This window comes from Chryseobacterium sp. RU33C (assembly GCF_900156015.1).
Classification (GTDB): Bacteria; Bacteroidota; Bacteroidia; order Flavobacteriales; family Weeksellaceae; genus Chryseobacterium; species Chryseobacterium candidae.
The window spans coordinates 59,576-79,569 of sequence record NZ_FTMT01000013.1 but is presented as its reverse complement, the minus strand read 5'-3'; the positions used below and the strand labels follow the sequence as shown (position 1 = coordinate 79,569).

General features: G+C 37.6%; 14 protein-coding genes. 6 read left to right on the top strand and 8 right to left on the bottom strand.

Features of this window, described 5'->3' with window-relative positions:
* Positions 1 to 6 precede the first annotated feature (6 nt).
* Entirely contained in the window at positions 7 to 3,066 is a 3,060-nt protein-coding gene (locus BW946_RS12305) for a TAT-variant-translocated molybdopterin oxidoreductase (RefSeq protein ID WP_076596467.1), read from the bottom strand.
* A gap of 23 nt (positions 3,067 to 3,089) precedes the next feature.
* Complete coding sequence (locus tag BW946_RS12300) at positions 3,090 to 4,454, bottom strand: c-type cytochrome (protein ID WP_076596466.1); 1,365 nt, start codon at positions 4,452 to 4,454, stop codon at positions 3,090 to 3,092.
* 184 nt (positions 4,455 to 4,638) lie between these two features.
* On the opposite strand from BW946_RS12300, the gene BW946_RS12295 reads away from it, so the two are divergent.
* Positions 4,639 to 5,196, top strand: coding sequence for a sporulation protein (locus BW946_RS12295; RefSeq protein ID WP_076596465.1), 558 nt, complete (start codon positions 4,639 to 4,641; stop codon positions 5,194 to 5,196).
* Positions 5,197 to 5,250: 54 nt separating this feature from the next.
* On the opposite strand, the gene BW946_RS12290 is transcribed toward BW946_RS12295, so the two are convergent.
* From BW946_RS12290 to BW946_RS12265, 6 genes are all read right to left on the bottom strand, one after another.
* Complete coding sequence (locus tag BW946_RS12290) at positions 5,251 to 6,528, bottom strand: DUF6080 domain-containing protein (RefSeq protein WP_228402568.1); 1,278 nt, start codon at positions 6,526 to 6,528, stop codon at positions 5,251 to 5,253.
* A gap of 74 nt (positions 6,529 to 6,602) precedes the next feature.
* The gene (locus tag BW946_RS12285; protein WP_076596464.1) at positions 6,603 to 7,418 is read right to left on the bottom strand and encodes a T9SS type A sorting domain-containing protein; all 816 of its coding nucleotides are present in this window, start codon (positions 7,416 to 7,418) and stop codon (positions 6,603 to 6,605) included.
* An 86-nt stretch (positions 7,419 to 7,504) separates the two neighbouring features.
* On the bottom strand, positions 7,505 to 9,046 hold the full coding sequence (locus BW946_RS12280; protein WP_076596463.1) for a protein adenylyltransferase SelO: 1,542 nt from the start codon (positions 9,044 to 9,046) through the stop codon (positions 7,505 to 7,507).
* A 75-nt stretch (positions 9,047 to 9,121) separates the two neighbouring features.
* Positions 9,122 to 11,500 carry a transglycosylase domain-containing protein gene (locus tag BW946_RS12275; RefSeq protein WP_076596462.1) on the bottom strand — a complete coding sequence of 793 codons (2,379 nt, stop codon included), beginning with the start codon at positions 11,498 to 11,500 and terminating at the stop codon, positions 9,122 to 9,124.
* Between the two features lie 6 nt (positions 11,501 to 11,506).
* On the bottom strand, positions 11,507 to 11,971 hold the full coding sequence (locus BW946_RS12270) for a gliding motility lipoprotein GldH (RefSeq protein ID WP_047426948.1): 465 nt from the start codon (positions 11,969 to 11,971) through the stop codon (positions 11,507 to 11,509).
* On the bottom strand, positions 11,964 to 13,355 hold the full coding sequence (locus BW946_RS12265) for a PSP1 domain-containing protein (RefSeq protein WP_076596461.1): 1,392 nt from the start codon (positions 13,353 to 13,355) through the stop codon (positions 11,964 to 11,966). The genes BW946_RS12270 and BW946_RS12265 overlap by 8 nt, the downstream gene beginning before the upstream one ends.
* A gap of 432 nt (positions 13,356 to 13,787) precedes the next feature.
* Here BW946_RS12265 and BW946_RS12255 point away from each other — a divergent pair, with 432 nt between their 5' ends.
* The 5 genes from BW946_RS12255 to BW946_RS12235 all read left to right on the top strand — a co-directional run bounded on the left by BW946_RS12255 (position 13,788) and on the right by BW946_RS12235 (position 19,808).
* Positions 13,788 to 15,026, top strand: a complete 1,239-nt coding sequence (locus tag BW946_RS12255; protein WP_076596459.1) for an OmpP1/FadL family transporter — start codon at positions 13,788 to 13,790, stop codon at positions 15,024 to 15,026.
* A 12-nt stretch (positions 15,027 to 15,038) separates the two neighbouring features.
* The gene (locus BW946_RS12250; RefSeq protein ID WP_076596458.1) at positions 15,039 to 16,598 is read left to right on the top strand and encodes an SGNH/GDSL hydrolase family protein; all 1,560 of its coding nucleotides are present in this window, start codon (positions 15,039 to 15,041) and stop codon (positions 16,596 to 16,598) included.
* Between the two features lie 85 nt (positions 16,599 to 16,683).
* Positions 16,684 to 17,622 carry a ribose-phosphate pyrophosphokinase gene (locus tag BW946_RS12245; RefSeq protein ID WP_076596457.1) on the top strand — a complete coding sequence of 313 codons (939 nt, stop codon included), beginning with the start codon at positions 16,684 to 16,686 and terminating at the stop codon, positions 17,620 to 17,622.
* 56 nt (positions 17,623 to 17,678) lie between these two features.
* Positions 17,679 to 18,326 carry a 50S ribosomal protein L25/general stress protein Ctc gene (locus BW946_RS12240; RefSeq protein WP_076596456.1) on the top strand — a complete coding sequence of 216 codons (648 nt, stop codon included), beginning with the start codon at positions 17,679 to 17,681 and terminating at the stop codon, positions 18,324 to 18,326.
* Positions 18,327 to 18,587: 261 nt separating this feature from the next.
* Positions 18,588 to 19,808 carry an aminotransferase class V-fold PLP-dependent enzyme gene (locus BW946_RS12235; RefSeq protein WP_076596455.1) on the top strand — a complete coding sequence of 407 codons (1,221 nt, stop codon included), beginning with the start codon at positions 18,588 to 18,590 and terminating at the stop codon, positions 19,806 to 19,808.
* Positions 19,809 to 19,994: the final 186 nt, after the last annotated feature.

The following is a 19,994-nucleotide window of genomic DNA, read 5'->3' as shown; positions in this document are numbered from 1 at the left end:
TAAACTTTATTTTTCTACTCTGTTTCTTACTTTAGTATGATAGAACACGTTTGGTTTTGTTCCGATCTCCTCTAGTAAATAATATCTTCTGTTAGATGCATACTGCTCTCTGATTGAAGAATCTTTATCATTCATGTCTCCAAATGTCATTGCACCAGTAGAACAAGCTTTAGAACAAGCAGTCTGGAATTCTCCATCCTTCACTCTTCTTCCTTCTTTCTTAGCCTCAAGAATAGTATTCTGAGTCATTTGGATACACATTGAACATTTCTCCATTACCCCTCTAGTTCTTACAACTACGTCAGGGTTAAGTACCATTCTTCCTAAATCATTGTTCATGTTGAAATCGAACTTGTCATTTAGGTTATACGTAAACCAGTTGAAACGTCTTACTTTGTACGGACAGTTGTTTGCACAATATCTGGTACCGATACATCTGTTGTAAGCCATATGGTTTTGACCTTGCTTACCGTGTGAAGTAGCCGCTACCGGACATACAGTTTCACATGGAGCGTGGTTACAGTGCTGACACATTACCGGTTGGAAGATTACATCCGGGTTGTCTGCAGGGTGGTTTAATGCACCTCCGTCTCCGAAAGCAGTACCGTACAATTCTGGTACAGCCATTCCTTCTTTCAGTCCTTCGTAAACTTCAACTTTCTGTCTTGAAGAGTAGTAACGGTCAATTCTTAACCAGTACATATCTCTGGACATTCTTACTTCTTCTTTACCTACTACAGGAACGTTGTTTTCTGCCTGACAAGCAATAATACATGCTCCACAACCAGTACAAGAGTTTAAGTCAATAGATAAATTAAAGTGAGGACCATCCGTATCATCAAAAGCATCCCAAAGGTCGATTTTTCTCGCCGGAAGTGCTCCGCTGATCGTGTGGTATTCCAAAGGCTTGTTCCATCCTTTGTGCTCATCATCGAAAGCTACGTTGATGAAATCTGCCAAAGGAACTTCCTTCGCGATTTCATAACGACCCATCAATGTATTTTGAAGCTGGATACCTGCGAATTCGTGATCTTCTCCTGTTTTTTCGATTTTTACCCCTGAAAGAACAAGGTTAGAACCGTCAAATAAAGGATAAGCATTTACACCAGTATCTGCAGTTGCTCCTGAGTTTTTCTTACCATAACCAAGTGCGAGACCTACAGATCCTTCAGCCTGTCCTGGCTGTACGAATACAGGAACATCTTTTATCGTAACTCCGTTTACAGTAAGGTTTACAATAGAACCATCTAACTGCATTCTCGCATTAAGATCGTTATCAATTGCAAATTTCTCTGCATCTTTAGGAGAAATTGTAAGGTAGTTATCCCAAGACATTCTTGTGATCGGGTCAGGTAATTCTTGTAACCAAGGGTTGTTTGCCTGAGTACCGTCTCCCATTGAAGTCTTAGTGTATAATACTAATTCTAATTCAGAAGCTTTAAAGTTTCCTAGTTCCGCAACAGCCTGAGCAGCGTTTCCACCTGCATAAGATAAAGTAGTAGCGTTTGTGGAAGCGTTGATACCGTTATACAATGCTTTGTTGAAAGAAGTACCACCTAAAAGAGAAGCTGAGCTTGCCTTTAAATAATCGTAGTAGTTGTTTGCTGCATTGTTTTTTCCATTCTTCCATACCAATAGAGATTCTTCAATCTGTCTTGATTTGTAGATCTTCTGGATCGTAGGCTGCATTAATGAATATACTCCTGTCTGTGGTTCGATATCTCCCCAAGACTCCAGCCAGTTAGCAACCGGAATTACAGCTTTCGCTGCTTTGTACATTTCATTTTTCTTATCTGCTACAGCAATTACGTAAGGAACTTTTGATAAAGATTTTTTGAAATCTTCTCCTTTTGGATGAGAGTAGATAGGGTCTACGTTGTTGGTAACCAATACACCTACTTGTCCACCATTTATCCATCCCAGGAATTCCTGATATCTTGCACCGTCGAATTCTTTAAGGAAGTTTGCTTTACCTGTGAAAGCAACTGAACCTAATTTTTGGTTGATTAAGTGTGCTAAAACCTGTGCTCCTTTGGAACCGTCAGCGAAAACAACAGCTTTGCTTCCTTTTGCTTTCAATTCGTTAGCAATTTCAGTTGCCGTCTTATCAGAAGTACCACTACCTACAATTGCATTGTAAACTTCAACTAAAGTTTTGTTTACAGCACTTGGTTTTAATCTGTATCTTGAATCAGCATTAGCACCCGTTAATGACATGTTAGATTCCACCTGAATGTGTCTCAACATGTTTGGTCCTGGCTTTCTTGCTGCTGCATAAGATGTTTCTAAGCTTGAAGCGTTATAATCTCCTAAGAAATCAGCCTGGAAAGAAACTACCAGTTCAGAACCTTTAAGGTCGTAAACAGGTAATGCTCTTTGTCCGAATACTTCCTGAGCCGCATCTAATCCTGCAGCGTAAGGGAAAGCATCATAAGTTACTAATTCAGCTGTAGGATATTTAGCTTTGAATTCAGCGAATAACTTTTTGAAAGTTGGTGAAGCAAAAGAGTGTGATAAAACCACAATTTTTTTGCCAGACGCTTTAGCTTCTTCCAAACCTTTAATAACGAAACTGTCTACTTTATCGAAAGTTTCATCTTTACCGTCTAGTTTAGGCTGCTTTACTTTATCATTATCATAAAGAGAAAGAACACTTGCCTGAGCTCTTGCGTTAGTTTTACCTAAATCACCACCAGCCGGATTGGGTTCAATTTTGATAGGTCTACCTTCACGGGTTTTTACTAAAACACTAGCAAAGTCGAAACCATCAAAATAAGTTGAAGCGTAATAATTAGGGATTCCCGGAATAATGTCATGCGGCTTTACCACATAAGGAATCGTTTTAATTACCGGAGCTTCGCAGGCAGCTAATGTTACTGCTGCTGTAGAGAAACCTAGTAATTTAAGGAAATCTCTTCTTGAAGTACTAGATCCGTTTTTCTCAGCATCTCCAAGGAAATCTTCTACCGGAATTTCTTCCTGAAACTCTTTCTGAGCCAGCTTATTATTCAAAGCTGGATCTTTAAGTTCATGAATACTTCTGAATTGTATTTTGTTTGAAGCCATTTATACTTCTAATTTTTTAGTTATTAATAATGACATTTACCACACTCAAGACCTCCAATTGCATCTACAGTGATCTTACCTCCATCTTGTGGATATTGTTTTTTCAACTTGTCATGTAGATTTTTGAAGTACTCTTTATTATAACCGTTGTTCATATCAACTTCAGTCGTTCTGTGGCACTCGATACACCATCCCATAGTAAAGTCGTTTGCCATCTGAACAACATTCATTGTATCAATTTTACCGTGACAAGCTTTACATACAACATCGATTTTGTTGTTAGGGTTCTTTTTGTTGAAAGAATTGATGATCGCCTGTTCTCCAGCAATTACGTGCTGAGAGTGGTTGAAGTACACGAAGTCTGGCATGTTGTGGATTCTTGTCCATTCAACCGGTTGTGTTTTTCCTGTGTACTGTTGTTTTGCAGGATCCCAGCCTGTTGCTGCGTAGATCTTCTGGATTTCTCCGTCATAGAATGCCTTATCTTTTCCTGGCTCCATGTAGTGATCTGCGTTGTATTCAGAAATTGTTCTGTGACAGTTCATACAAACGTTCATAGAAGGAATTTCAGATACTTTTCCGTATTTGGCACTGGAGTGACATAACTGACAGTCAATTTTCTGTTCTCCGGCGTGAATTTTGTGAGAGAAATAGATAGGCTGCTCAGGTTTGTAACCTTTGTAAACCCCAATCCACATTAACCAGTTCCATACTCCGTAAGCAGCTAAAATAGCAAGAATTGCTAATAACCCTTTGCCAATGAAGTGGAACTTCTCATACATTTCACTGAAAGAGCGCACTCTTGTTTCATTAAGCCCGGCTAAATCTTCAGACTGACCTAATTTTACCAGTTGTCTTAGTTTAGCCAAGATCCAAACCAGTAAACCTGCGATTGCTAAAAGCGAAATGATGACAACGTTTGTAGTAGTTTTGTCTGCAGGAGCTGCAGCAGTAGAGCCAGCATCAGCTGTTGCTTTCGCATCATCTTTCTTTGGTTCCGGCTCTGGCGGATTAGTAGTGAAAGCTAAAATGTCGTCAATATCCTTATCTGTAAGATTAGGAAACTGCTGCATTTCAGTCTTGTTAAACTTCTCAAAAATCTCATTGGCGTATTTATCCCCGGAAGCTCTCAGAGCTTTGTTGTCTTTGATCCACTTGTAAAGCCAATCTTTGCCTACACCACCTTCTGTCTTTACACGTTCTACAACCCCTTTTAATGGTGGTCCTACAACCTGTTTGTCCAGCGCGTGACATGCAGTACAATTCGCTTTGAAAAGTTTCTCTCCGTTTTTAGGATCGCCGTCTTGCCCGTAAAATGAAGCACTGGTTGATAGCAATAAGCCTATTGCGATCAACGTTTTTTTATAATGCTTTCTCCAACTAATCATTTAAATTATCTTATGTTAGTAAATTATTGAACATTCAATCAATTCCGCAAAAATAATATTTTTAACAGGAATTTAACGGTATATCGAAAAGGGAAAATATCATTTACGTTTAATTTGTATTGATTCTAAATAACCAGTTTGGTATAGTTTTTTAATTTGTATAAATTTGCGGAAACAAGTTTAAATGAGAAATCTAATCAAAATATTTTCGATATTATCATTATTTGGATTTTATAATATTGAAGCACAGCAAGTTGTTAAAAAGGATACCCTGTCAGGAACAGAGCTTGTTATGACAATGGATTCCAAAATAAATGCTGCTTTGGAAGGAATTGAAGGGAAGTGTGCTAAAGTGACTCCAACAAATTCTTCTAAAGATTTTAGTAATAATGATACTGGAATTTCTACAGGAATCAATACAAAACCACCTAAGATCTTTGTGCCGAGCAGAGAGCTTACGAATGCTGAAATCTGTAGGAAAAATCCTAGAATTTTAGGGTTTAAAATCCAGATTACAACAGTGAAAAGTAATGAAGAAGCTAATGAGGTGAAATCTTATTTCAGAAAAAGATTTCCTAATCTGAAAGTGGAAACAGATGCATCTTTAAGACCTAATTATAAAATTTTAGCCGGAAGTTATTTTACAAAACAAAGTGCTGCCAGCGATCTTTCCAAAATCAGAGAATACTTTAAATCGGCAGTTGCTGTGCAGTATAGAATTTTCTGTGCCGAGGCAAAATAGGAAGAACTTATTTCAACATAAAAAACATAAAGCTGAGAAATTTCTCAGCTTTTTTTATTGATAATAATTTTCCATAAACCAGAAGAATTCTGACATTCTAAAGATATTATTGACCAGCAGATAAGTACATAATATTGCGACAGTTAATGTTAAAAATGACATCATTTTCGGTGATGTTCTGTAAGTAAAAAAGAGCCATCCTAAAAGCAGAGGATATACAAAAACAAAATGTCCTCCATAGATATAGGAAGTGTGAAGGCCAAACCTCATCACACAATGGATAACAATGTCAATCAAAAACGAAATAATAATTATCTGAACCCATTTGTTTTTAAAATTCTTAATATAACTCCAACTTATCAGGATCAGTAATATTGCTATGAAAAAGTAAGGAATAGCTGATGAATAGAGATCCATATAAAGTCCTTTGAAATTAAATCCTTTCATATTATGCTTGTCTGACATGATGAATCCCGGGAAAAGAATATTCCCTCCGAAGAAGAAAGAAAAAATCATATCCCATGTTGGCATCGACTTTACATTTGAGAACTTTTCATACTGCTGATTTGTTTTTGAAAAGATGTTCTGGTATTTAAAATCAATTCTGTTCAAATAAAGAACAATGAAACAGATCATAGTGATTGCCACCCTAAATAATGCATTTCCAAATTTTTTCCAGCTTCTGAAAAGATCTTTTTCGAAAATAAGGGGAATAAAAACTTTGACAAAATTGGTAATGGTAAGCCCTCCAATGGTTATCCCCGCCAGGGATAATGCAGTTGCGGGTATCTTTTCTTCTTTTCTCAGTTTTATGGCTGCATAGTAATTGTATAATGAGAGCAAGAATAAAGTGTAAGTAAAGTTCTCCGGAGTGAAAGAAAGGATGATATTAGTTGAAAAAACTCCAAAGAACAAAGTAATTAAAAGGCTTAACCATAAAGGAAGGTAAATGATATTCTTTAAATATTTAAATACCTGAATAATGTTCAATGTGATGATGATGTTACTAAGCCATGCCAGCGTGAGCCTGAAGTTGGCGTCCATTTTTCCTCCTGAAATAAATAGTGAAAACTCTCTTACCCAGTTAAAAAAATAGTAGGATAGAGGATGTCTCTCAAAACTACCTCCCGTCATAAGAATAGACTTATTGTCAAAACTGAAATAAGCATCCCATGGAATTCTATTGTCAAAAATAATCCTGTAATGGATTGCAATATAAGAACCTAAAATTCCATAACAGACAATAAAAAACAGAAATACTGCCACTTCAGAGTAGGTGGAAGGAAAAACCAGTTTGAAAAAATCGGTGATTTTTGTTTTGATATAAGACACAGGTCAAATTTTTTGCAAAAATAAAATAAAAAAACCACCAAAAATGGTGGTTGTGAAAGATTGTATGAACGTTGTTATTGTTTGATTACTTTTTCTGTTTTGGACGTTCCGTCTGAGAAGTCAACTTTTAATAGATAGATTCCTTTTGGAAGTGAAGACATATCCAATCTTTCAGAAGTATTGTTAAGCAGAGATTTTCCGCTTACATCAAATACTGTGGAAGATTTGATTTTTTTGTCTGTTCTGATGTTGATTTCTCCTTTTGTCGGGTTTGGATAGATATCAGTGAAATCTTTTACTTTAGCATTTGCTTCCTGAGTAGCTAATGTAGCACTTGCTAAAACCTGTACATCATCTATAGAAAGGCTGTCTGCGTCATTAGCTACGTAATGAAATCGGAATTTAACATTGGCTTGCCCTGCATAAGGAGTTAAACTCACTGTAATTGCCAATGTTTCATAATCGATAAATAATCCATAGTTTTCTTCAACCCATACCTGGTTCCATGTGGTTCCTCCATCTGTTGATACTTCTACTTTTAGATCTCCGTTTGGATTTGGATCCACCATGTATTCGTATCCAATTTTTGCATTGAATTTTAGTACTGGACTTGTTGTTCCTACTAAACTGAAAGAAGGACTTGTTAAATGAGCGTCCTGTGCCTGGGCAATCCATCCGATACCTGCGGATTTACCTCCAGTGATATTAAATGTTGTTTGACCGGTTGCATTGAAGATGGTGGTAGTGAATCCCCAAGGTCTTGAAGCTACATTTGTTCCGGTAGTCCATCCTGTTGGTGGAAATGTCGTACCCTGAAAAGTCTCTGAGAGAATCTGTGCATTCCCAAATACAAAAGAGATTAGGGAAATAAATAGTAATTTTGTTTTCATTTGGTTTACATTTAAAGTTGATAGTAAATATAATAAAAAAATGAAAATAATTACGTTGTTTTTAATTTTTTATGAATATTTGTTAATTACGAACTGCATGAAAGTGTGGAACATCCTGCTGTATCATCATATTCCGACGGTCTTTTGGCAGAGAACTCAGTGTATATTTCCTGATATGGATTTTCGAGGGCTTTTATGAGCTTTTCCAGCATCTCTTTTTTACCATGGCTGATTTCCTCTATGCATTCGTAAAGAAGATAATTTCGAAGGATGAATTTTGGATTTGATTTTTCCATCATGGCTAAAGATTCTTTTTGGGAAATAGAGTTTAGTTCTAATCTTGATCTGTAGCTTTTGATGAAATTATTAAGTTTTGCCAGCTTTTCTTCGCTCAAAATAATATAAGACACATCTCTGAAATGCTCTGATATATTGGTTTCTTGAGTTGTTTTTACCAGTTGATTGAAAAACAGGGTGTAATCCAGCTGAAGCTCTTGCATAAGACCTTGCCAGTTGGTGAAGAAATCTTCATCTTCCTGTCGCAGCTGATCAAATCCGAACTTTTTGCAAAGCATCTGGTCATGGGCTTCCCAAAAATAGGTTCCAAAATTATTTAAAGTGTTTTCCAAAAACTTTTCATCTTTAATTAATGGATGAAGGGCATTAGCCAGCTGCCAAAGATTCCACTGGGCAATCTGCCCCTGTTTTCCGAATGCATATCTTCTTCCCGGAAGATCTGTTGTATTGGGTGTGAAATTCAAATCATATTCGTCCATCATTGAATAAGGACCGTAATCAATGGTTAATCCCAGAACTGACATGTTATCTGTATTCATCACTCCATGTACGAAGCCTACTCTGAACCATTCAACCATTAAATTCGCAGTACGGGTACATATATTTTCAAAGAAGTCTTTATATTTCTGATGGTCTGATGATGTAATTTCCGGATAATAGTTTTCAATAGTAAAATCAGCCAATTCTTGTAGGTTGTTGTATTCTCTTTGGGCAGACATGAGTTCAAAGTGTCCGAAACGCAGAAAGCTTTCGGCTGTTCTGATGACCACTGCTCCTTTTTCTAACTTTGGATTTCCGTTATACATGATGTCACGCATTACATCTTCACCGGTAAAAGCCAGGCTCAATGCTCTTGTTGTAGGGATTCCTAAATGATACATAGCTTCACTCATCAGATATTCCCTTACAGAAGATCTTAAAACGGCCCTTCCATCGGCATGTCTGGAGTATGGGGTAGCGCCGGCTCCTTTCCACTGAATTTCTGTCTTTTTTCCTGCCTCGTTAATAATTTCACCTGCAAGGATGGCTCTTCCGTCTCCAAGCTGTCCTGCCCAGTTTCCGAACTGATGTCCTGCATAAGCTGTAGCATAGGTTCGAACATTGTCCGGAAGATTATTTCCCACCAGAAAGTTCAGGTCTTTATCTTCAAATTTTCCCAGCCCTATTTCCTGTGATAAAGCTTCGTTAAAAGCAATCAGCTCAGGTTTGTCAAAGCCGGCAGGGTTAATGGTGGCAAATAAAACCTTTGGGGTGTTTCTCTGCATGGGGTTGTTGGAGAAATCACCGGGAAAATTTTCAATAAATGGCTGTCTGATACGTTCGATATTCATCCTCCAAAGGTATTAATTATAAAAGAAAAGACCTTCCAGATTATTGAAAGGTCTTGTGTATTTGTAAAAGAGAATTTATTTATTGAAATCTACTTCATCATTAGAATGAAGGTTTTCATTAATGTTATCTTCTTTCTTTTCTGTTGTTTTTTTAGGAGTTGGATCTGCCGGTCTCGGATTTTTGATTTCGTCAATGGTTTGAAGGCTTCCGTCATCTCCATATCCTCCGCTTAGTCCTTTAAGGTTTGAACATCCGTCTTTCCAGTCTGAAGGCTTTACGAATTTATCATCAGGAGTAACTCCTAAGCTCTTATCTGCCCATACTTTCTTCATGAAAATTGCCCAAATCGGTAATGCCATTTTCGCACCCTGACCTTCACCTGTTCCAAAGAAGTGAGTCGCTCTGTCTTCCCATCCAACCCATGCTCCGGTTGCCAGTTTTGGAGTAATTCCCATAAACCATCCATCGGAGTTGTTCTGAGTGGTTCCTGTTTTGGCAGCAATTTCTACTGCTTTTGAAATTCCTCTTCTGCCCAGTTCTCCGGAAGCGGTTCCGTATTGTGCAACACCTTTCATCAGTTCAATCATAGTGTAAGCATACATTGGGTTCATTACTTCTTTCGGTTCTACATTTACTTCTTTGATCACTCTACCGTTGGCATCTTCAATTCTCCAGATCATCTCTGGTTTGTTGTAGTTTCCATAGTTGGCGAAAGTACTGTATGCACCAAGCATTTCGTAAATCGTAATATCTGATGAACCTAGAGCGATAGTATTGTTTCTTGGAATATCTTCTGTTACTCCCAAGTCTCTTGCAGTCTGGATGACAGCGTCCACTCCTGTCATTTCAATAAGTCTTGCAGCAACAGGGTTTTGTGAGTGTGCCAATGCATCTTTTAAAGTAAGCATTCCACCTCTTCCCGGTACATGCCATCCGTTATGATCATAAGTTCCGTTAGAAACAGCCGAACAAGGAGTCATTCCCAGTTTCATAATAGCAGTGGCATATACGAAAGGTTTAAATGTAGATCCTACCTGTCTCTTACCTTGCTTGATATGGTCATACTGGAAGTGCTGCCAGTCTATACCACCTACCCATGCTTTGATTTCTCCGGTTCCCGGAACCATAGACATCAAACCTGCCTGTGCAATTTGTTTGTGATATCTGATAGAATCCCAAGGAGACATTTCAACCTCTTCTTCTCCGGCCCATGTGAATCGTGAAGTTTTGATAGGTTTCTTGAACTCCATCATGATAGAATCTTCAGGCATTCCGTCAGCTTTCAGCAATTTGTAACGGCCGGTTCTTTTCATGGCCTGAACCATTACATCTTTGATTTGTTTGTCATTCAGGTAGTAGAAAGGTCTGTTCTTTCTTCCTCTCTGCTCTGCATCAAATCTCTTCTGGAGATCTGTTAAGTGTTCTTTGATTGACTCTTCAGCATATTTCTGCATTTTAGAATCAAGAGTGACGTATATTTTTAAACCGTCTTTGTAAAGGTTAAGTTTTTTACCGGTTTCTTTTTCATGAGCTTCAAGATATTTGTCAATCTCTTTTCTCAGATAAAATTTGTAATAAGCAGAATATCCGTCAGTGATGCTTTTGATAGGGTGGAAATCTACTTCAATTGGAGTGCTGGCTGCTTTTTCATAGGTTGCAGCATCAATATATCCGGTTTTCTGCATTTGATCCAATACGACATTCCTTCTTTCTTTGGCCTTTTCAGGATATCGGTAAGGATTGTTTTTTCTTGGATTTTCTAGCATGGCAACAAATGTTGCCGCTTCAGGTAGTGTAAGCTCAGAAGTCTTCTTGTTAAAGTAAACTCTGGAAGCCATTTCAATACCATTAGCATTGAAAAGGAAATCGAACTTATTAAAATAAAGAGTGATAATTTCTTCTTTGGTATATCTTTTCTCAAGGCTTACCGCTACCACCCATTCTTTCAGTTTCTGGAATGCTCTCTGAACTTTATTCTGAGAAGCGTTTCCTGTGAAAAGAAGTTTGGCAAGCTGCTGGGTAATGGTAGAACCCCCGCCACGTCCACCACCATACGCTACGGCTCTGGCAACGGAATATAAATCGATTCCTGAGTGTTCTTTGAAACGCTCATCTTCTTTAGCCTGCAGCGCATAAATAAGATAAGGAGGAAGATCCTTGTAAACAATTGGCTGAGTTTTTTCTTTTTCAAATTTACCCAGAGTTACTCCATCTGAAGAAATGATCTCAGAAGCAACAAAGATGTCCGGATTTTCAAGTTCTTTTACATCAGGCATTTCCCCAAGGAACCCTTGAGAAACCGAAAAGAAAAGTCCTGAAATTCCCAGAACTACTGCAATGAGTCCGATCCAAATAAACGAAACCCATTTTTTCCAGGAGGTGTCTTTCTTTTTCTTGGGAGGCAGAGGAAATGTTTTCCCCTTATTTCCTGCATTTTTTTTGTTTTCTTCCATTTATGGTTACGGTTTAGCCGTTTCTATTTTTACGCCAATATCCTCAATTCCCGGAAGGTTGTCATTTCTCATAGCCTGGGTAAGGCCGATTTCATATTTTCCTTTCCCTGGAAATTGATAATTTACTTTATACTGAAACAAAGTTTCCTTCGTATCACCAAACCCTGTACCAAGCCATTCTCCGTTCGGTTTTGCCAGTACATAATTCAAGGTGTCTGTTTCCTTTTTTTTGTTTTGGAGATTAGTGAAATTCACTATAAACCTTATATTACTGTAAGGATAATTGTTGTTGTTTCTTACAACAAATATAATATTTTTAGGATTCTGCGGATCTGAAATTTCAAGATTAAATTTTTGTTCACTTTTCTTATTCCATTTGTTATCAACGGAATTCATGATGATATCTCCTCCTGAGGAAGAGTTACAGCTAAAGAAAAGGATAAGTGACAGTAATCCTAAAATTTTATGCATTATTATCTTTTTTTGGAGGATATTTCTTTTTGAATTTCTTCTTGTTTGGGCTGCTCTGTTGTTTTTTATCAGTGTCAGAATTATTCACAGCTTTTTCCACAGGTGCTTTTTGCTGTGGGTGATGCTTTTGAGGTTTAGGCTGATTGGCAGACTGAGCATTTGGGTTTTCTGTTTTATCAGATCTTTCCGGTCTTTCTTGTCTGTCCGGTCTGTTTCTTTTTTGTCCTTGCCCCTGTTGTCCCTGTTGGTTGTTATTCTGCTTATTCTGGTTGTTTCTGTTCCTGTTTCCTCTGTTTTTCTTCTCGAAACGATCCACATTGTTTTCCTGGATCAGATCAATATTATGAGTAGAGGTTTCAGGCTGTTTCAAGTCTTCAAGAGGAAGTGTTTTTTCTCCTCTTTTATTTTTTGAAATCAGCTTTTTAACAAGATCAATATCGAAATCATACCATGCAATGGAACTATCCACATAAGCAAACCACATTTTCTTTTTGAAAACGTCAATTTTAATACAGAACGCTTTCCCTTTCTCTGTATCCAAAGTAGTTGAAGAAGAAGGAAAGTTGCTTAATGCATCCAGATAACTGTCAAGCTCATAGTTAAGACAGCATTTAAGCTTGCCACATTGTCCTGCCAGTTTCTGAGGGTTGATACTCAGCTGTTGATATCTTGCAACATTCGTGTTTACAGATCTGAAATCGGTAAGCCATGTAGAGCAGCAAAGCTCACGTCCGCAAGACCCGATTCCACCCACTTTGGCAGCTTCCTGTCTGAAACCGATTTGTTTCATATCGATCTTTGTGCGGAATGCTCCGGCATAATCTTTAATCAACTGTCTGAAATCTATTCTGTTATCAGCAGTGTAGTAGAAAGTGATTTTTGAAGAGTCACCCTGATATTCCACATCGGTAACTTTCATTTCAAGGCCTAATCTTTGTGCAATTTTTCTTGCTTCAAGCTTTACGCCATCTTCCTTTTTTCTTGCTTCCTGCCATACCTCAAGATCTTTTTGGTTGGCCTGCCTGTATATTTTGAGTGCCGATTCTTCAGAAAACTTTTTCTTTTTCATCTGAATCTTTACTAATTCTCCCGTAAGGCTTACTACGCCTACATCGTGTCCCGGACTTGATTCTACTGTAACTACACTACCAATATGTAAAGGAATATTATTTACATTTTTATAAAACGATTTTCTGTCATTTTTAAACCTAACTTCTACAAAATCACACCTGTTTGGTGCCGGATTGTTGATGTTAGAAAGCCAGTCAAAAACACTTAATTTATAACTATTCCCGCAGGTATTTACATTTTCACAGCCATTTGCGGTTTTTTTAGGGCCGCAAGAATGTGCAGAATCGCCGGATGTTTTACATCCACAACTCATATTTCTATTATTTATAATCTGCAAATTTATGTATTTTTATCTTTATGCAATTCTAAAATACTTAAATAACCCGAATTCGGAATGAAACATTTCTTTATTTTGAATAAGAATGAACGTTGGAGGCTGTATAAAAGCCGATACAGGGTAATAAAAAAAGTGTTTTTTTTCTTTAACATTTATTATCATTTCATTGTTGTAATCTTGTTTTTTGTGGCACAATAGTTTTAAATTAAACATTTGTTTAAAATTAAACAGTAGGGTGTATACTTTTTTTGCGTGTTCTTAAACCTTTAATAATGATAGTTTTCTTTTGTTTTATTTAAATGTGTTATTTTAAACATAGTTTTCTTTGGGGATATTGTTTAAAATATTAGCAAATATTAACAGATGTATTCAAAATAATTTTATATTTGACTTATATAATAATAGTCTATGAAAAAAATATTAGTATCAACTGCTTTATTGGCGGGAGTTCTATCTTACGCAGGAGGCTTCAGAGTTTCCCTGCAGGGGGTAAAACAATTGGCCATGGCGCATACTAGTGCTCATGCCGAAGACGCGAGTGTGACATTCTTTAACCCGGCGGGTATGTCATTTATCCCTTCCAAACTGAGTGTAGTGGCAGGAGGGTTTGCTGCAAGTAACAAAGTTACTTTTCAAAACTTCAATACTTTGCAAAGTACGGAAACAGATAACCCTGTAGGAACTCCTTTCTATGCAGCGATTACTTATAGACCAATAGAGAAACTTACCGTAGGTCTTAGTGTAACAACACCTTTCGGAAGTACAATCAAATGGCCTGATAACTGGGAAGGGAAAGAAATGGTTCAGAAATTAGAACTGAAAAGTTTCTATTTCCAGCCAATGATTTCTGTGAAACTTGCTCCATGGGTGTCTTTTGGGGCTAGCTATATTTATGCAAAAGGAGTGGTAGATTGGGACAAGGCAGTAACGCAATTTGACGGAAAGGTTAATATCAATGATAAAAAAGCAAGCGGACATGGATATGGGTTCGGTTTTTATTTCAGACCTGATCCGAAATTAGATGTAAGTATTGCCTACCGTTCAGCAATAGACATGAAAGCTAAAAACGGGACAGCTACATTCCAGTTCCCTTCACAATCTGTTTATAATCAGCTAAAACTAAATGCAGCAGGGCAGGATGGTTTTTCAGCCACACTTCCGTTGGTTGAAGAATATACAATCGGTTTAACTTATAAGGTGACACCAAAATGGCAGGTTTCTGCGGACTTTAACTACCATGGATGGGAGCGATACAGTAAACTTACATTGGATTTCGAGAATGCTCCAATTGGAAACAATCCATCAGATCCGACCGTTCTTACAAATCCTAAAAACTTTAAAAACTCCAAAACATTCCGATTGGGAACTCAATACGCATTCACCAATATGATCTATGGACGTTTGGGGGCTTACTATGATGAAGCACCTTATACAACGGATAACTTTATTCCGGAAACACCTTCATATGACACTTATGTTATTACAGGAGGTATCGGTATTAAGCTGAAACAATTTGGGGTTGATATTGCGGGAGGATATGCAATGCCTCAATACAGAAATGTAAATAATGCTAATTTAGGTTTCTACGGGCAGTCTAAAGCAACAGCATTTTACTTAGGTCTAGGTTTATCTTATAATCCATTTTAATTTTAGAAGACTATGAAAAAAATCATAATATCGACAATTGCAGTTTCTGCACTTCTTTTTACAGTAAGCTGTAATACGGATTTCGATACGGATGTGAAAGATATTCCGGTAACAAAAGGTGACGCAGACTTTTCAAAATATATATCTTTAGGGAATTCCCTTACTTCAGGATATCGTGATGGTGCACTGTACAGCAGTGGTCAAAATGAATCTTATCCAAGTATGATTGCTGCACAGATGAAACTTGCAGGCGGAGGAGACTTTAAACAACCTTTGATGCCTAATGACGTAGGTGGATTCAATAATCTTCCAGGCTTCCCTGGTAAATTGACTCTGCAGGTTGTTAACGGATCTTTAGCTCCTGTGCCAAGTGGCGCGGCAGCAGCATTGGATGTATTGTCTGGCGGAGGATCTTATAATAACATGGGAGTTCCTGGTGCGAAGTCATTCCACTTGGTAGCTCCTGGATACGGTAGTCAGGCAGGTCTTCTAACTGGTACAGCCAATCCTTATTTTGTAAGATTTGCTTCTTCTGCAACAACCAGTGTGCTGGCTGATGCTATGGCTCAGAAAGCTACGTTTTTCTCTCTTTGGATAGGAAATAATGATGTATTGTCATATGCTACCAACGGAGGAACAAACTCGCAGACTGTAGGAGGAGTTACAACATATTCGACTGCGACAGTTCAGACAGGAAATACAAATCCTACAACTTATAAATCAAATGATATCTCTGATCCTGCACTTGTTGCCGGATCTATTAAGGCGGTTTTAGACGGTCTTAAAAGTGTAGGAACAACAAAAGGAGTTATTGCCAATATCCCTTCTGTTACTTCAGTGCCTTTCTTTACTACTGTGCCTTATAACCCTTTAACACCTGCTCTTTTAGGTTCAAATTTGACAACTCTTAATACGAGTTTATATGGTCCTTTGAAGCAGGCACTTACTGCTTTTGGAGCTGGGGATAGAATTAATTTGCTTTCCGCTGCAGGTCCGAACCCTGTTTTAATTAAAGATGTTGCGCTGACGGATCTTTCTGCTCAGCTTACAGCAGCACTTACTCCTTCTTTGGGGGCTCAGTTGGCTGCAGCTTTCGGACAGATTTTTGGACAGGCAAGACAGGCAACGGCGGATGATTATATTTTGCTTACTACAAGTTCTGTAATTGGAAGTACTGCAGCAGGAGTTCCTGCACCGGTAAATATTTATGGAATTTCTTATCCGTTACAAAACCAGCATGTATTAACAAAAACAGAAGCAGGATATGTGAAAACAGCAACAACTGCATATAATGCTTCTATAAAATCACTTGCTGATTCCTATGGACTTGCATTTGTAGATGCCAACGCTAAGATGGTTGAATTGAATGCACAGTCAGGAATTGTATTTAATGGTGTAAAATATTCTGCGAAATTTGTTACAGGAGGAGCCTTCTCTTTAGATGGAGTTCACCTTACAGGACGTGGATACGGTATTGTTGCTAATGAATTTATTAAGTCTATCAATGCTAAATACAAGTCTACACTTCCGCAGGTAGATCCGAACAAATATTCAGGAGTTAAGTTCCCTTAATAATTGATAAAATAAAAACTTAGAAACCACAGGAGTAAATCTTGTGGTTTTTTTTTAAATTTGCAAAATCTTTTAAAAAGTAAAAATGGCCGATCAGTTAAGTTATCTATTTTGTACAAGAACCAGCAGGGACTTGGCAGAGAAAATTGCCCAGAATTATGGGAAAGAATTAGGAAAAATCAACTTTCAGGAGTTCAGCGACGGGGAATTTGAGCCTGTTTTGGATGAATCTGTAAGAGGAGGAAGAGTTTTCCTGATTGGATCTACATTCCCTCCCGCAGACAATCTTTTAGAGCTTCTTCTAATGATTGATGCAGCAAAAAGAGCTTCTGCAAAGAGCATTACCGTAGTAATTCCTTACTTCGGACTTGCCAGACAGGACAGAAAAGACAAACCAAGAGCGCCGATCGGTGCTAAATTAGTTGCCAACCTTCTTACAGCTGCGGGTGCAACAAGAATTATGACTATGGATCTTCATGCAGATCAGATTCAAGGGTTCTTCGAAATTCCGGTAGATCACCTGTATGCCTCCAGTATCTTCGTAGATTATATAAGATCTTTAAACCTTGATAATCTTACCATTGCTTCTCCGGATATGGGAGGTGCAAAAAGAGCTAAAAACTATGCTGGTCACCTGGGTGCAGAAGTAGTAATTGCTTATAAGGAAAGAAAAAAAGCAAACGTTGTAGAAGAAATGTTCCTTATCGGGGATGTGACAGGTAAGAACGTAATCCTTATTGATGACATGATTGATACTGCGGGTACGCTTTGTAAAGCAGCAGATATCTTAATTGAAAAAGGAGCGAAAACAGTAAGAGCAATGGCTACTCACGGAGTGCTTTCAGGGAAGGCTTACGAGAATATTGAGAATTCAAAATTGTTGGAAGTTATTGTAACTGACTCAATTCCTGTTAAAAATAATTTGTCATCTAAAATAAAAGTGCTATCTTGCGCCCCATTATTTGCTGACGTTATGACGATGGTTCATGAGCACAAATCAATTAGCAGTAAATTTGTTATTTAATTGATTTTAAGGTAATTGCAAATTAAAATCAGAACAATTTTTTAAATTTTTTATAAATGAAATCTATTACAATTCAAGGTACAAAAAGAGAAAGCGTGGGCAAAAAGTCTACAAAAGCTTTACGTGATGCTGAATTAGTTCCTTGTGTTGTTTATGGAGGTGAAGCACCTTTGAACTTCTCTGCTGAAGAGAGAGCTTTCAAAGGATTAGTATACACTCCTGAAGCACACACGGTATCTATTGAGGTTGACGGAAAAACAATTCCAGCTGTTCTTCAGGATATTCAGTTTCACCCAATTACTGACAAAATTCTTCACATCGACTTCTATCAGTTATCTGACGATAAGCCAGTGATCATGGAAGTTCCTGTAAGAATTACCGGACGTTCTAAAGGTGTTGTTGCTGGTGGTGTTTTACGTCAGTCTTTCAGAAAACTAAAAGTAAAAGCTATTCCTGCTAACCTACCTGACGAAATCGTTGTAGATGTTACTCCATTAAGAATTGGTAACAAACTTTACATCGGTGGTATCAAAACAGAAGGATATTCTTTCGTACACCCGGACAATGCAGTAGTAGTTGCTGTTAAGATGTCTAGAAATGCAATGAAAGGAGGTGCAGCTGCAATGGATGATGATGATGAGGAAGAAGTTGCAACTGAAGAAGGTGCAGCTCCTGAAGCAGCAGCAGAAACTGCAGCAGAATAAGAATTGCTTATTTAAACAATATAAAACCTATCAATTTATTGGTAGGTTTTATATTTTCTAAAAGTAAGAATAGAGATAAAACTTTAATCTCTTAGTCTTTCAATAACTTTATCTTTATTTATCGGATTTCTTTATTGTAAATTATTGAATATTTCTATCAACTGACCGCGATCAGTCCCTCACCTCATGCTTCCTTTCGGAAAAAAAGCCGTAAATTTGAAGAGTTCTAAATAAGGACGTTTTAATTTAAATAATAAATAAATGTTTGACATTCAGGAAATAAGAAGCCAGTTTTCTATATTGGACAGAGAAGTGAACGGTAAGCCCCTGGTTTACCTTGATAATGCCGCTACATCCCAAAAACCAAATTCAGTTTTGGAAGTCTGTCACGCATATTATACAGAACTTAATGCCAACGTTCACAGAGGAATTCATACACTGAGTCAACTGGCAACAGAAGAAATGGAGCTTTCAAGAAGAAAGATTCAAAAATTCATCAATGCTGAGCATGACTTTGAAGTGATTTTTACAAAAGGAACAACAGAAGGATTAAACCTTATCGCTTATATTTTAACCCAGAAACTGCAGAAAGATGATGAAATCATTATTTCATATCTGGAGCACCATTCTAACATTGTTCCCTGGCAGATGCTTTGTGAAAGGACAGGAGCAAAACTTCGTGTGATTCCGATTGATGAAAACGGAATTCTTCAGATGGATTATTTTGATCAGTTTTTAAGTGAAAAAACGAAGGTTGTTTCTGTAAATCAGGTTTCCAATGCGCTGGGTATTGTGAATCCTATTGAAGAGATTATTGCCAAGACAAGAAAAAATACGGATGCCTATGTTGTGATAGACGGAGCTCAGTCTGCGCCGCATTTCAATATTGATGTTCAGAAGATGGATTGCGACTTCTTTGTATTTTCAGGTCATAAAATGTATGCGCCTATGGGAACAGGCATTTTATATGGAAAACGTGAAATATTAGAAGCTTTGCCACCATTCCATGGAGGAGGAGAGATGATTGCAACCTGTTCTTTTGAAGGAACTACCTATGCAGGTCTTCCATTTAAATATGAAGCAGGAACACCAAATGTAGGTGGAAATATTGCTTTAGGTGCTGCTGTTGATTTTATGAACAGAGTTGGCCATACCCATATTCAGAATCATGAAAATGCATTATTAGAGTATGCTCAAAGACAGCTTTTGGAAATAGAGGGTATTAAGATCTATGGTGAAAAAGCAAAGAGAACAGGTGTTGTTTCCTTTAATCTGGAAGGAGTGGGGATTGCCTCTGATGTAGGGATGATCCTTGATAAAATGGGAATTGCTGTAAGAACAGGACACCACTGTACGCAGCCTATTATGAACTTCTTTAATATTGCAGGAACGGTAAGAGCAAGTTTCGCTGTTTATAACACTTTCGAAGAAATTGATGCTTTGGTAGAAGGTGTCAGAAAAGCACAGAGAATGTTGAGTTAATTAATAAAGAATCTCTACGATATAGAATTAAAGCAGCCTTTGGGCTGCTTTTTTTATTAGTGTATTGGTATACAATAACACCGGCCCTCAATAATGACCTGATAATTGCCGGGAGCACATTTCAGGCAGATTTCTCCTCCTGCTATAATGCTTTTCGTGTTAAATAAACCCTCCGGAAAAATTAAA

Coding starts and splice junctions, on each gene's coding strand:
- BW946_RS12245 (WP_076596457.1), top strand. CDS start 16,684: ATGGCCGATCAGTTAAGTTATCTATTTTGTACAAGAACCAGCAGGGAC.
- BW946_RS12280 (WP_076596463.1), bottom strand. CDS start 9,046: ATGAATATCGAACGTATCAGACAGCCATTTATTGAAAATTTTCCCGGT.
- BW946_RS12300 (WP_076596466.1), bottom strand. CDS start 4,454: ATGATTAGTTGGAGAAAGCATTATAAAAAAACGTTGATCGCAATAGGC.
- BW946_RS12295 (WP_076596465.1), top strand. CDS start 4,639: ATGAGAAATCTAATCAAAATATTTTCGATATTATCATTATTTGGATTT.
- BW946_RS12275 (WP_076596462.1), bottom strand. CDS start 11,500: ATGGAAGAAAACAAAAAAAATGCAGGAAATAAGGGGAAAACATTTCCT.
- BW946_RS12255 (WP_076596459.1), top strand. CDS start 13,788: ATGAAAAAAATATTAGTATCAACTGCTTTATTGGCGGGAGTTCTATCT.
- BW946_RS12250 (WP_076596458.1), top strand. CDS start 15,039: ATGAAAAAAATCATAATATCGACAATTGCAGTTTCTGCACTTCTTTTT.
- BW946_RS12235 (WP_076596455.1), top strand. CDS start 18,588: ATGTTTGACATTCAGGAAATAAGAAGCCAGTTTTCTATATTGGACAGA.
- BW946_RS12285 (WP_076596464.1), bottom strand. CDS start 7,418: ATGAAAACAAAATTACTATTTATTTCCCTAATCTCTTTTGTATTTGGG.
- BW946_RS12270 (WP_047426948.1), bottom strand. CDS start 11,971: ATGCATAAAATTTTAGGATTACTGTCACTTATCCTTTTCTTTAGCTGT.
- BW946_RS12240 (WP_076596456.1), top strand. CDS start 17,679: ATGAAATCTATTACAATTCAAGGTACAAAAAGAGAAAGCGTGGGCAAA.
- BW946_RS12305 (WP_076596467.1), bottom strand. CDS start 3,066: ATGGCTTCAAACAAAATACAATTCAGAAGTATTCATGAACTTAAAGAT.
- BW946_RS12265 (WP_076596461.1), bottom strand. CDS start 13,355: ATGAGTTGTGGATGTAAAACATCCGGCGATTCTGCACATTCTTGCGGC.